This window comes from Planctopirus limnophila DSM 3776 (assembly GCF_000092105.1).
Classification (GTDB): Bacteria; Planctomycetota; Planctomycetia; order Planctomycetales; family Planctomycetaceae; genus Planctopirus; species Planctopirus limnophila.
Genome location: NC_014148.1, coordinates 1,993,485 through 2,006,677 on the forward strand (window position 1 = coordinate 1,993,485; position 13,193 = coordinate 2,006,677).

Annotated in this window: 12 protein-coding genes; 7 read left to right on the forward strand and 5 right to left on the reverse strand. The window is 53.3% G+C overall.

Annotation, left to right across the window (positions count from 1 at the left end):
* Positions 1-80: 80 nt before the first annotated feature.
* Positions 81-1,142: a porphobilinogen synthase gene (hemB, locus tag PLIM_RS08020; protein WP_013109810.1), complete on the reverse strand. Its 1,062-nt coding sequence runs from the start codon at positions 1,140-1,142 to the stop codon at positions 81-83.
* Between the two features lie 188 nt (positions 1,143-1,330).
* On the opposite strand from hemB, the gene PLIM_RS08025 reads away from it, so the two are divergent.
* From PLIM_RS08025 to PLIM_RS08045, 5 genes are all read left to right on the forward strand, one after another.
* A complete protein-coding gene (locus PLIM_RS08025) occupies positions 1,331-1,594 on the forward strand; it encodes a hypothetical protein (protein WP_013109811.1) in 264 nt (87 codons plus the stop codon).
* 109 nt (positions 1,595-1,703) lie between these two features.
* Positions 1,704-2,651: an EboA domain-containing protein gene (locus PLIM_RS08030; protein ID WP_013109812.1), complete on the forward strand. Its 948-nt coding sequence runs from the start codon at positions 1,704-1,706 to the stop codon at positions 2,649-2,651.
* Positions 2,652-2,767: 116 nt separating this feature from the next.
* On the forward strand, positions 2,768-3,679 hold the full coding sequence (locus PLIM_RS08035; RefSeq protein WP_013109813.1) for a TatD family hydrolase: 912 nt from the start codon (positions 2,768-2,770) through the stop codon (positions 3,677-3,679).
* 270 nt (positions 3,680-3,949) lie between these two features.
* A complete protein-coding gene (locus PLIM_RS08040; RefSeq protein ID WP_013109814.1) occupies positions 3,950-4,300 on the forward strand; it encodes an STAS domain-containing protein in 351 nt (116 codons plus the stop codon).
* A gap of 68 nt (positions 4,301-4,368) precedes the next feature.
* Positions 4,369-5,496 (forward strand): serine hydrolase domain-containing protein, encoded by a 1,128-nt coding sequence (locus PLIM_RS08045; RefSeq protein ID WP_013109815.1) that lies wholly within the window; start codon positions 4,369-4,371, stop codon positions 5,494-5,496.
* A gap of 47 nt (positions 5,497-5,543) precedes the next feature.
* Here PLIM_RS08045 and PLIM_RS08050 read toward each other — a convergent pair whose 3' ends face one another.
* The 3 genes from PLIM_RS08050 to PLIM_RS24105 all read right to left on the reverse strand — a co-directional run bounded on the left by PLIM_RS08050 (position 5,544) and on the right by PLIM_RS24105 (position 8,717).
* On the reverse strand, positions 5,544-6,068 hold the full coding sequence (locus tag PLIM_RS08050) for a TlpA family protein disulfide reductase (RefSeq protein WP_013109816.1): 525 nt from the start codon (positions 6,066-6,068) through the stop codon (positions 5,544-5,546).
* Between the two features lie 41 nt (positions 6,069-6,109).
* Positions 6,110-7,681 carry a hypothetical protein gene (locus tag PLIM_RS08055; protein ID WP_148227032.1) on the reverse strand — a complete coding sequence of 524 codons (1,572 nt, stop codon included), beginning with the start codon at positions 7,679-7,681 and terminating at the stop codon, positions 6,110-6,112.
* A 70-nt stretch (positions 7,682-7,751) separates the two neighbouring features.
* Positions 7,752-8,717 carry a hypothetical protein gene (locus PLIM_RS24105; RefSeq protein WP_013109818.1) on the reverse strand — a complete coding sequence of 322 codons (966 nt, stop codon included), beginning with the start codon at positions 8,715-8,717 and terminating at the stop codon, positions 7,752-7,754.
* A 256-nt stretch (positions 8,718-8,973) separates the two neighbouring features.
* Between PLIM_RS24105 and cobA the strand changes: the two genes are divergently transcribed.
* Both cobA and PLIM_RS08075 read left to right on the forward strand, forming a co-directional pair.
* The gene (gene cobA / locus PLIM_RS08070; protein ID WP_013109819.1) at positions 8,974-10,611 is read left to right on the forward strand and encodes a uroporphyrinogen-III C-methyltransferase; all 1,638 of its coding nucleotides are present in this window, start codon (positions 8,974-8,976) and stop codon (positions 10,609-10,611) included.
* 213 nt (positions 10,612-10,824) lie between these two features.
* Entirely contained in the window at positions 10,825-12,858 is a 2,034-nt protein-coding gene (locus tag PLIM_RS08075) for a redoxin domain-containing protein (protein WP_013109820.1), read from the forward strand.
* Positions 12,859-12,896: 38 nt separating this feature from the next.
* Here PLIM_RS08075 and PLIM_RS08080 read toward each other — a convergent pair whose 3' ends face one another.
* Positions 12,897-13,193 carry a phosphoribosyl-ATP pyrophosphatase gene (locus PLIM_RS08080; protein ID WP_013109821.1) on the reverse strand — a complete coding sequence of 99 codons (297 nt, stop codon included), beginning with the start codon at positions 13,191-13,193 and terminating at the stop codon, positions 12,897-12,899.

The following is a 13,193-nucleotide window of genomic DNA, read 5'->3' on the forward strand; positions in this document are numbered from 1 at the left end:
GGATGGTTCAGCCTTCGTTCAAATTCTGCTGAGTATCGAAACCACAAGGAGTAAGTGCGATTAAGCAGAAAGCTTAGACATTACTGCTTAACTCCATGATGATTTACGTTCAGGTATCGAGCTGCTTCCACTGCAAAATAGGTAAGAATTCCATCCGCACCAGCCCGGCGAAATGCCAGTAGACTTTCCAGCATCACCAGTTCCCGGTTCACCCAACCCTTTTCAGCGGCACCAGCGATCATCGAGTATTCGCCACTGACCTGATAAGCAAAAGTGGGCACGCCAAACGCAGTTTTCACTCGATGAACAATATCCAGATAAGGCATGCCGGGCTTGACCATGATCATGTCAGCCCCTTCCGCGAGATCCATGGCCACTTCGCGAATTGCCTCATCCGTGTTAGCTGGATTCATCTGGTACGTCTTTTTGTCACCCTGTCCCAGCTGTGAGGCCGATCCGACAGCATCACGAAATGGCCCGTAAAACGCTGAAGCATACTTGGCGGCATAAGAGAGCAATTGCACATGCTGGAATTGAGCCTCATCCAGCGCGTTGCGGATCGCACCGATGCGGCCGTCCATCATGTCCGACGGAGCAATGACGTCGCAACCCGCCTGAGCCTGAACGACCGCTTGCTGGCGGAGTCGTGCCACCGTCTCATCGTTAACGATGACTCCATCTCGCAGAATCCCGTCATGCCCATGCGATGTATAAGGATCAAGGGCGACATCACAGATAACTCCCAGTGAAAGCCCCGCCTCTTTGATCGCGCGGACAGTCCGGCAGACCAGATTTTCAGGATTGATCGCTTCCGTTCCTTCAGCATCTTTTAATCGTGGTTCCGTCACAGGAAAGATGGCCACTGCCGGTATCCCCAGTGACTCTGCTTCTTGCAGGGCCGGCAGCAGCCGATCAATCGTCCTTCGCAAGACTCCCGGCATACTGGCAACTTCTTCTTCGTGATTGACTCCATCAATCACGAAGACCGGCCAGATCAAATTGCTGACATGCAGATGGTTTTCCTGTGTTAATGCCCGAGACCACGTCGATTGGCGATTGCGGCGCAGGCGCGTTTGAGGAAACTGCCCATGGAACGGGCTGCTCCCGAAAAATCCACCATCTGGTCGTGTGGAAGCGGACATGCTTTGAGACTTTCACTTAGCGTGGGGTTGGTTCGTAGGAAGAGCTGAGCCGGTGAGCTCGAATTGCAAGGGTTGCCCGCTGCACTCATCCGGCGGTATTCTGAACTAGGCGGTTGTTTTGGCGTTCGATTGAGAAATGATTGTGACGCACTCAACCGATGATTTCATGTGAGAAAGAGTGCCCCGACATGATCAATTACGATTATTTCTGTCCTGCAAACAACGAAACGGTCAGCGTTGCCCATGGGATCCGTGAGCAGATTCTCACCTGGGGCGAACTCTGTGAGAAGGCAGGGCATCTGCCTGGAACCACACTAGCGGAGACACCCGTCGAAAGATTGATCTCAGGCGGTATGCTCGCCATGGTAGCTGGTGGCCGCAGTTCGGCATCTCCTTTACCTGTAATGAACAGTTGCTGTGGTCATCCTTCGGGCTGCAGCCGTCATGGCTAATGGTCAATGATCAAACACTTTTGCTGCTCTCAAATTTTTATGACCGCGTAAGAATTTACTCTGATGTTCAGCCGCCGCTTGCCATGATGCCTCTTCCGAGATTCCTGCCATGAATTCGATCGCTGATTCCACACAGGCCGTCATCCCAACTCACCTGCCCAAGACATCATCGACCCCTGAACGGACAGAGCAGATTGCTCATGTGTTGGCCACCTGGCTGCAAACAAGGCTGGAGTCCTCGTCTCTTGAGTGGTTGGCTAGGCAATCGGAAAAGATCTCTCAAGGAGACCGTAAGGGATTATTTCTTTCATTTGGGCTCGTTCCGCGAAAAACTGGTAAATCCGATCTGAACCTCTCCTCCGAGGAGCTTCAAGCAGCCCACAAAGTGCGGGCAGGTTGGCACCCTGAGGCCTGGAGCGTCGATCAGGCGGCCCGAACCTGGTTGATTCTCCAATGGCCACATCGAACCGCCGAAGAATTATTGAGTGTCCTTGATCCGCTCTTTAACGCCGGAGAAGTGCGAGAACTTGTGGCTCTCTACAGCGCTTTGCCACTGTTACCTTTTCCAGAGGCCCACCAGCAGCGGTGTGAAGAAGGAATTCGTTCCAACATTCGGAGTGTGCTTCTCGCGATTGTTTACGACAACCCGTACCCCGCCGAGAATCTTTGCAATAACTCATGGAACCAACTGGTTCTCAAGACATTGTTCAACGACATCTCACTCAGTGGCATCTGGGCGGTTGATCAACGCAATAATCCGGAACTCGTCGACATGCTGCTCGATTTTGCAGAAGAACGTCAGGCAGCAGGTCGGCAAGTGCCTCTCGATCTCTGGCGACCCATGGTTCGTTTCCTGAATTCCCGGGCGACCCACAAGCTGCAGCAGCTACTGGAGTCAGGTAATCCCACGGAACAGCGGGCCGCATTCCTCACGTTGTTAGAATCAAACTCCGGCACGACTGCTTTGGACGGGTCTGCTTCCGCCAGCTCTCTTCGTAATGAATGGGAGACGGGCAATTTGAACTGGGAACTTCTCGTGCCGCGAACTGTTAATTAGAGATGCATCTTCCCCCGGATTTGACCACTCTAGGCGAAATATCATCTTGTTCCTGATGGTATTGCCAGCATCGTCAATACATCACAGCCGGGTGACTCCACAGGAGAGCTTTGATCATGGCCTTTATCGACCCGCACATTCACATGGTTTCGCGAACAACTGCCGATTATGAAGCAATGGCAGCTGCAGGTGTCGTGGCTGTCATTGAGCCGGCTTTCTGGCAGGGTCAGCCGCGAACGACTGCCGGTTCGTTTCAGGATTACTTTGCTACGTTGGTCGGCTTCGAACGATTTCGCGCTTCGCAGTTTGGCATTCGGCATTACTGCACGATCGGCCTGAATTCGAAAGAAGCCAATAACGAGCGACTGGCCGATGAAGTGATGGAAATGCTGCCTTTGTATCTCACCAAAGAAGGGGTCGTGGCCATTGGTGAGATTGGCTTTGATGACCAGACCGCTCTCGAGGAGAAGTATTTGAGGTTGCAGCTCGAACTGGCTGTCGAGGTCGATCTCCCCATTCTGATTCATACGCCGCATCGAAATAAAAAGCGGGGCACCTATCGCACGATGGATATCATTGAAGATCTCGGGATCGCTCCTCATCGTGTGGTGATTGACCACAACAATGAAGAGACCTGCAAAGAGGTTCTGGATCGTGGTTACTGGTGTGCCTTCACGATTTATCCCCGCACCAAAATGGGAAATGAACGAGTCGTCGAAATTATCCGACAGTACGGGACAGAGCGCGTCATTATCGACTCCTCGGCTGACTGGGGTGTTTCCGATGCTTTGGCAGTTCCCAAAACAGCTCGACTCATGGAACAGGCTGGAATCACCAACGACCAGATCGAAATTGTCACCTACCAGAATGCACTGGCTGCCTATTCGCCGAGTGGTCAATTTCGCGAAGAAGACTGGTTGAATCCCACGCCAATCGACCAGCGGACTCTTTTCCAGGGAAACAGTGTCCTGCGTGGTGGACAATCCCCTCGTGTCGATGAAGCGGGCGAGGAGTTGATCATCCGCTGAGAATGGTTTCGAAATTCTGTGATTTCTTCGGTCGTCAACGATTCGACTGGAATTTCCGGGGAAGAATGGGCAGACTTGCGTTCGGCAGGATGAGTTTACATTTATTCGTTTGGTGTGGTTGTATCAGGGCTGTCTTTATTCCAACCATCCTGCCCCTTCGATCTCTTCTCGCTGCGAGGTCAAATTGAGATGGAACTCCTGTCGAGTCCTCTCAATCGAGTTGACCTGCATGACAGGAATTGACACACTCCTCCAACTCAGGAGTGAATCATGTCCAGTCAGCCCTATAGTTCATTTGCAGTCTATCAATCCGGCCCATTAACGGTGATTGGTTTCGGGAGGAATCGCCCGGATCGACTGGATCTCGGGATCTGCCGCGATGAACTCACATTGCTGCTCCGTTCGACGAAATGTCAGTCGCTGGCTGTCGATCTCACGAATGTTCGCTTTGTCCCCAGTGGCATGCTGGGGTTACTTGCCACTATTCCGAAACTGGGTGTGGAACTGATGGTGTTCAATCCGAATCCAGAGATTCGCGAAGTTCTTGAAATCACCCGACTCGACAGCATCATGCGGGTTGAGACTGTACCTGTCAGTGGCATGCTCGCGGGCGAATCCTGAAAGGTGATCGAGTCATCCTGGCTCGAAGATCAATTCATTTTACAGGCAGATGAGCAGGGAGGTTCACAATGGTTGTCTCTTCGCAGGAAGCATGGAATCGGGCTCAGGCTCTGGCTGAAAGTTGGTCCAAAGCCGAAGGCGTGACGCTTTCCTTCGCCTGTGGATCGCCGCGCAGGCATTACGCGCCCAGGCATTTCGGGCCGGAGATTCAAAAACTGGGAGCGGCCTTACTCGAAGGCGAACCCGCTTATCTAGTGGCTTCCATCACCAAGCCCATCGTGGCGATGGCCATACTTTCATTGGTCGAAGCCGGTGAAATTCTCCTGAATGATCGTGTGACTCGATTTCTTCCAGAATTCGCCAACGAACAGAAGCACGGCATCGAAGTCCGCCATCTGCTGACACATACTTCCGGTTTACCCGATCTCCCGCCCAATAACGTCGAGCTTCGCAAAGCACATGCGACCCTGAATGATTTTGTGTCAGAAGCTTGTCGGGCACCGCTATCTTTTGCTCCCGGACGGGGAGTGCAGTACCAGTCACTGGGCTATGCGGTGCTCGGTAAAATCATGGAGAAGATTACCAGCTTGCCTCAGGGAGAATTCATTCGAAAAACCATCTTTGAACCGCTGGGAATGCATGATTCGGCTCTGGGAGCAGGGACTGAAAAATCGTTTGAGCGAATTGAACGGCGACAGATCTCCGTTCAAGTGCCCCCCGAACAGACCGGCGGTGACGACTGGAACTGGAATAGCACCTGGTGGCGGACTTTGGGGGCACCGTGGGGAGGAATGGTCTGTACTCCCACAGATATCGTTTCGCTGCTCAGAGCTTGCCTCACCTCGATTGATATCGAACATGGCCAGGCGGGCCCGGGACACGGGTTTCTTTCGCGTCAGTCACTCGTGAGATCGATGGAAAATCAGGTTCAAATGCTCCCAGAGTTGGGAGAGATCGAACGCCGCACACGGGGTTGGGGTTATGGATGGCGACTCAATTGGCGCCAGCACACATCCCCATTATGCGAACTTCTTCCTGAAACGACTTGCGGGCATTGGGGAGCCACGGGAACACTCTGCTGGATGGATCCGGAATTAGGAGCCTATGCCGTGATTCTGACATCGCAACCAGCAGACAAATCCCGCAGAAACATCTGTCGACTCTCCAACCTGCTGGCAACCGCCACTCTGGGTTAAATCCGGAGTGTGAGGTTCAGTTAGTCGATGAGGCTGAAATCAATGGCTTATCGGGGCGATTTGCTGAGCACGCTCTGGACGGCCTGTTCGACGCGCTCGTGCGTCGCTGGCAAATCTTCGGTGCTGGCGATTCGAGCGGCGATTTTTCCATCGCGACCGTAAATGATGTAATGAGGCAAAGCCGCATCTGAAATTCCAAAAATCTCTGCTCCGTCATCACTCAAGGAATGAGCACTGACCAGATGGTCCCCTTTGCCGGCCTTCTCTGAGAGGAACTTGTTGACCTTTGCTGGCACTTTGGTTCCAGAGACATCATCAAAGTTTAATGTCACCAGCACCACCCCATCCTTGGCATGGCGATCCGCAAGTTCGACCGATTTGGGAAATTGCTTAATGCAGGGGACGCACCAGGTGGCCCAGCAATCGACAACGACAATTTTGCCTCGATGTGCCGCGATCGCCTTGTCAAACCCGGCTTTGTCCACCACGCGAGCCTCCTGGGCATGGGCAGTCGTCAGCAAGAACGGGGTTAATCCCAGGGCCAGGCAGAATCCCAAAAGTCGAAACATCATTGAATCTTCCTCCATGAAAGAATTGTCAATCAGTGGCTGTCCTAGCGACGGGGTGGATTCAGAAAATCCACATTGAACTTCTTCATCATATCGTCGCGAACAACTGCTCGATCGTTATTGATCGATTTCCAGATGGTCTCGCGCTCAGTCGTACCTTTGGCAATCGCATCGGCCTGTCTGCCGCGAATTTCAGGGAAGTTAGTCTCTACATTGACAGTTCCCGGTGTCACCCAGGCTCCGCCCCAGCCCCAGCCATTCCAGTTTCCACCCCAGCCACCATTCCATTGAACTTGTGGAGGAGTGACATCAACACGGTACTCGGCGTAGCTGGCGACTCGTCCCATTTCCAACTGAATCCCGCGCAAGGACATCCCGATTTGTCTCAATCGAGCACTGATGGAACGGCCGTATCGCAGCAGGTCAGGATCAACGTTTCGAATGGGTAGCTCATCAATACGACGGGCAAAGTTATCGTACCACGAGGCCACTCGTTGATAGTCGCGGCCACGCGAGGCTTGCTTAAACAGGTCATCTACAAGCTGATTCACTGTCTGGAAGTAAGCAATCGATGCTGCCAGAGTCGCTTCCTCTGGAGTTTGTGCCGAGTGAGATTCGGGCAGCAAAGTTCCTGCCCCCACACCACGAATTAATGAGAGTACCATCCGCAAACTGGCATCGGAAATCGTGTTCGTCAAGGTCAGCACGCGACCGTTCAGTGTGGCTTTAGCGGATTCAATTTCATCGAGATGAAAACCATAGTCGTCAAGGTAACTGACGAACACCTGCTGCAGTTCGCTGGCTGGTCGCGTGGGGGAGCGGGAGAAGCTCATTTTGATTGTCATATCAAGCTGACTGTTGGCATCGACATCGAATTCGATGAATTCGAGATCCGAAAGAATCTGCCCCATAATTCTTGCTTCGTTCTGCTTACCAGCAAAGGCCAGTGTCGATTGCAGATAATTGGCCGCCACCACAGGGTCAAATGTGTCTCGCATATCGAGAGAGAGCATGATGTGACTTTTCGACGAATCGATCTGGGTCTCAGCCCAGGACTTTTGCGGTGAGACGCCGTTCAGGGTCTCCGTGGTATGACGCAGGAATCGACCGAGGTCATGCCTTGAGGCGGGTGAAAGAATTGCCAGGCGATTTCCAGGGAGTTGAGTTGCAATGGCATCGGAACTGAGGACCAGCACCGGGTGATTGTTGACCTGCTGGATGACCCCGCCGGTTGGCTGACTGAGTGTGCGAAGCGTCCACGTGCCCTGCATCTGGGCTAAGGCTAATGACCAGACCACCCGATTATGATCGGGTTGAACATGTGCCGCCCGCACCAGCATGGTGGCGTTAGTCGGGACAGTGGCGGCACCATTCAGAAAAGCGGCCTGATGTGCCTGCCTCCAGTTGGCAGCGCGTCCCATCGGGCTGTCGAGAAGTTCCTGAACGCGAATGACAGCGACGAGATTGGCTGTATCTGGAACCAGACTACCCAGGATATTCAAAGGAGTCTGGGCAGGTTCCTGAGCCTGAACTGATGGGCTTTGAATACCTGCCAACACCAGCCCCAACAAGAAGCAGCTCGACAGCAGCGACAATCCTGCGGTTTGGGATCTCACGAAAAAATTCATTTTGCAGCCCTGAAGTTGGTCGATCAGTCTTCGCTCAGAACGATTTGCAATTAGATATTTACGCTTTTCGAGGTGCTTTATCCACCTTTTCAGATTTTTTCGCGGCAATCTTGGTTTTGGCCTTCGTCTCGGGCGTTAAAGTCGATTTTTTGGTCGGTTTGCGCTGTACCGCTTTCCGCTTTGCCATCGATGTTTCGGCGGTGGAACGATCCTTTGCCGCAGGATTTCTCATCGCTTCCTGAACCCTCTGATACAACGCCTCAAATTCGTGGTTGCCGGGAGTGAGTTGACGGGCGGTATCGGCAAGAAAAAGAGCCACTTCATAGTAGCGTCTTTCAAGATTGGCCTCGGCTGCCAGTGCATGAAGCTGATCATGCCACGGATTCAGCGCCAAGCCTTCTTCGGCCAGTCGATCAATCCGGTTCCACTCCCGTTTCTTCTTCGCATCGGCAATGAGCACCACCAGACGGATAATCACACTACTCGCATTGGGTGAGCCGACCAGGTTTTGCCGATGCTTTCGGCATGCCGTCGCCCTTAACGTTTTTCGATAAGGCAAGCTCGATGGCGAACGATGAACGGCTTCTCGAAAGTGATTCAGAGCGAGTTCAAGGTTTCCTTTGGCAGAGGCCTTGGATCCTTCACGGAAATTTTGCGGCCCAGTCAGCTTCGCCATGGCGGCATTGACGGAATCGATCGCCTCGAGTGCTTCACGTCTTCCCGGGCGTGTCGTTCCTGTCCGCGCGGATGCCGATCGCCCATGCAGCGCCCTGGCTGGTGGTGGGTTACTTGCTCCACTGCGTCCGGCCCCCGAAGTCGATTTTCTCTCTGTCTTTTTCGGGCTGGTACTTCGTGGAGGATACTTCGAACCTGAGAGTTTGCGCGATGCTCTCACCCAGGGATCTGCCGCTTCTTCGTCTCTCGAAAAAGGATCCTCATCCGTTGGTTTATTTGCAGACCGCTGAGGTCTGGGCCGGTTCTCTGGAGAAGATGAGCGGCCTGCGCCAGTCTCACGTTTGGACATGTGGGAGAACTTTCGATTCCAGAGAACTGTTTTGATGGACCGTAAAAGACGGTGAGGATTGGGCGGTCGATGACTCACCGAGTCATTTCAACTCTGAGAGCATTGTTCATCGACAAAGGCTCGAATTACCATAAAGATACACCACAATGCCTCAAGATACGAAGGATCCCGTTTTTCAGTCTTTGGCCCAACTGTCTAAATGATGTGGTTGGAGAACCAAATTGAAAAACCGGCAGCGTTGATCACCGGAAAACTCATGACGAATCGGATTGGAAAAGTTTATCTGGTCGGTGCCGGGCCGGGTGATGCGGGATTGTTAACCATTCGTGGCTGGCAATGTCTACAGGAGGCCCATCTGGTGTTGTATGACGGCCTCGTCAATCCACGGATTCTGAATTGGTCGCGTGGTGAGGCTGTTCGAAGCTGTCGCGCAGGTCGTTCGGCCGGTGGAGATCGCGCCATCAGCACACATCCGGGCTGGATTTCTCAATCGGAGATCAACTCCCGGATGATTGAAGCGGCACGCAATGGCCAGATCGTGGTGCGATTAAAGGGAGGCGATCCTTTTATCTTTGGGCGCGGCGGTGAAGAAGCTGCTGCTCTGGCTGAAGCGGGGATTCCGTTTGAAGTGGTTCCGGGGATTACAGCCGCCACTGCTGCAGCCGTCTATTCGGGTTTATCACTGACGCATCGTGAGTGTGCCTCGGCAGTGGCATTCATTACGGGGCACGAGGATCCAGATAAAACTGAACAGACATTGAATTATCAGTCTCTGGCGAACTTTCCTGGCACGCTCGTCTTCTACATGGGTTTGCATCGCCTGGAGACTATCGCCAGAGCACTTATTGAAGCCGGCAAGCCGGCAGAGACACCGGCCATGGTTGTGAGTCAGGCGACCACATCTCGTCAGCAAATGGTGGAAGCGACTCTGGCGGATATTGCTGCCAAGGCCAAACAGGCCAATCTCCTGGCGCCATCACTCGCCATGATTGGAAATGCGATTGAGTGGCGCACCCCTGCTGCCTGGTTTGAAGAGCGGCCACTTCGCCATCTGAGAATTGCGATTCCCAGACCACTCGAACAGGGAGAATTAACGGCCCTCGAATGTGAGCAATTGGGAGGTTCTCCGCTGCTGATGCCCACCATCTCGATCTCGTCCATCGATGATTGGACTCTAGTCGATGGAATCATCGACCGTATCGCAGAGTTCGACTGGATCATTTTCACCAGTGTCAATGGTGTGCGTTGTTTCATGCAGCATTTGTGGCAACGCGGGCTGGATGGTCGCGAGCTGGCGGGTTGCCGACTGGCTGTGATTGGTGCGAGCACTGCTGCTGAACTGGAGAAGTGGCATCTTCGTGCCGACTTTGTGCCCTCTCAGTTTCGCGGTGAAGTCCTTGCGGAAGAACTCGCACAGCAATTCTCTGCAGGACGTGCGATCTGGTTTCGGGCGAATCGTGGACGAGAAGTTATTCCTGAGCGACTTCAAAAAGCGGGCTGGTCAATGGAAACGGCTGTGGTGTATCGCAACGAGGATGTGACCAGTTGGCCGGCAGATTTCTGGGAAAAACTCTCTCGTAAAGAAGTGGATTGGATTGCCTTGAGCAGCCCGTCGATGGCCAGAAATTGGAAAAAACTACTTGATGCTTATCTGAGAGAATCTGGCCGCAATGCGTCAGAGTTCATCAATGCGGCTCGATTTGTAAGCATCAGTCCGGTGACGACACAAGCCGCCCTCGAAGCGGGGTTATCGATTTCTGCGGAAGCCAGTGTATTCACCTGGGAAGGCATTTTTCGGGCCATTGCGAATGCCGAAGGCAGGCCATGGCTGAATGTTTCCACCAGCGCGGCCATGCCCACAAAGAGCAGTTTCCCGCCTGGTGAGGAAAGTTAGCGTGTCGAAATACCCTGTACGCTCACATTCCGCTCTTCCCAAAATTCACTGGATGGCAGAAAACTTTGGAGAACCCACCAGTCGGCTAGGTGTTCCTGTAGTGAAACCAGGATCACTTTTCATGGGTAAGTCTTTTTGTGCCGCAGGGAACTGTGCGCGCAGGTCTTGGTGGAATGATCAAACGGTAGTGAACAAATCTCAGGGCCATCAGTTATGAGCGGATCGACACCATCTTTTCTGAAGCCGCTGGTGTGCGTCGGGGGATTACTGGCAGGGTCTTTGGCGTTACTCCCGACTTTTGCGGTGGAAAATGTGCCGCAGGCCTCTGCCACAGCAGGGAGCCCGCAGGGAAAGTTGGCAGGTCTTTCCGAGCTGACTGATAAAACCTGGAAAGATGTGGAAGGAAACGTCTGGACGTTTCCGAAGTCGGAAACTTCACCTGTTGTTGTGGTGGCGTTTCTGGGGACTGAGTGCCCTTTGGCTTTGCAGTATGCGAAGACGTTGAATCTGCTGGCAGAACGATTTGCCAATCGAGGCGTGCAATTCGTGGGGGTTAACGCCAATCCTCAAGATTCTCTGGCCGAGATTCAGGCTCAAGCCCGACGCCAAAAACTGAGCTACCCGATTCTCAAGGATATTCATCAAGACTGGCTCAAGGCGTTAGGGGCTGAGCGAACGCCTCAAGTGGTGGTTCTCGATCAAAACCGCGTCATTCGCTATAGCGGTCGAATCGACGACCAGCACGGGATTGGGAAATCGAGGCCAGCTCCGACTCGCGAAGATCTGGCTTTGGCTGTCGAACAGATTCTGGCAAAGAAAAACGTCGAAATCAGCAAGACCGAAGTCATTGGCTGCCTGATCGGCCGGTTGAGTTCACCGAAGGCCCAACCTCAAGTGACATGGGCCAAAGACATCGCACCGATCCTCGACCAGCACTGTGTCGAGTGCCATCGACCCGGTGAAATCGGGCCCTTCAGCCTTGTGAATTACGAGGAGACGGCGGGTTGGGCCGAGATGATTGCCGAAGTGACCAGCGAGCGAAGAATGCCTCCCTGGCATGCGGAAGAATCGCATGGCAAATTCCTCAATGAACGCCGACTCTCTCAAAAGGAAATTGACACATTGAAGCAATGGGTCGCTGAGGGGACTCCGGCAGGAGACGTTTCACAAAGACCTCCTTTGCCAGTTTTCACCAATGGTTGGCAATTGCCACGTCAGCCGGATCAGGTGGTGTGGATGAGCGAGCGGCCGTTCTCTGTCAAATCGACCGGTGAAGTCAAATATCAATATTTCTCGGCAGATCCCGGGATCACTGAAGATCGCTGGATTTCGGGTGTTGAGGTGCAACCCGGGAACCGGGCTGTGGTCCATCACGTCATTGTGTTCCTGAGTGAGGATGGCAAAAAGTTTGATCACGATAAGCAGTTTCTGGTGGCGTATGTGCCTGGCTTGAGATTGAAGCCACTCCCGGAAGGCTATGCGAAGCGGATCCCGAAGGGTTCCAAGTTCATTTTTCAGGTGCATTACACTCCGAATGGTGAAGCTCAGGAAGATCGCACAAAAGTCGGGCTGATCTTCGCTGATCCTGCCAAAGTGACGCATGAAGTCAAAACCGAGAGTGTGGCTCAACTTCGTTTTCGGCTAGAGCCCTACAAAGACAATCAGCGCGTTGACGCCAAGCCGACAAAAGCTCCCGTCGAGTTGGAATTGCTGTCGATGTCACCTCATATGCATCTCCGGGGGAAATCCTTCCGTTACGAACTGCAGCCACCCGGTGGGGAACGACAAGTCGTACTCAATGTTCCCCATTACGACTTCAACTGGCAGACGCAATATCGTCTGGCAGAACCCATCAAGGTGGCTCGTGGCTCGACTCTGTATGCCTCGGCAACATTTGATAATTCGCCAGATAACCTCGCTAATCCTGACCCTTCTCAGGTTGTCACCTGGGGGGATCAATCCTGGGAAGAGATGATGATTGGCTACTTCGATATCGCGATCCCTCGCTCAACCGCAGGGAGTGCCAACCTCATGACTGACTGGCTCGATTCCAAGGAGGGGCCCCGCAAACTCCTCAAAGCTCTCGATCGCAATGGCAGTGGAGAAGTCGACGAGAGCGAGGTTCAGTCGGGCCATCGGCAGTTTCTCAAGCAGATCGATGCCGACAACTCTGGTGGATTGAGTGAGGAAGAGCTCCGCAGTAACTGGACGAAAGTGCTCAAGGCGATTTCTGCGAAAAAATCATAATCGCCGGCCTGCGAAAATCACCGAATTGAAGTGATGGCTCACCGCAGATCAAAACGCTGCATCAGTTCTCGCTCAACCGTGCTCAAGTCATGTCCGTAGGCCTTGAGCAGCAGCATCCAGTGGAACAACACATTGGCAGCTGCTGCAGGAACATCGCCCGGATTCCCTGCATCCTCTTCTGCACAGGCTTCGACCATCTGGTAGGCCTTTTCAACCAGCGTCGTGGCCATCATGTGATGACCCGCCTGCGAAAGTTCCGTCACATAAGAACCGGCGGGGAGTTCCTTGAGCCGGTGTTCCAACTGTGCTTCGAGCCGCTTGAGCAAATCACTCAT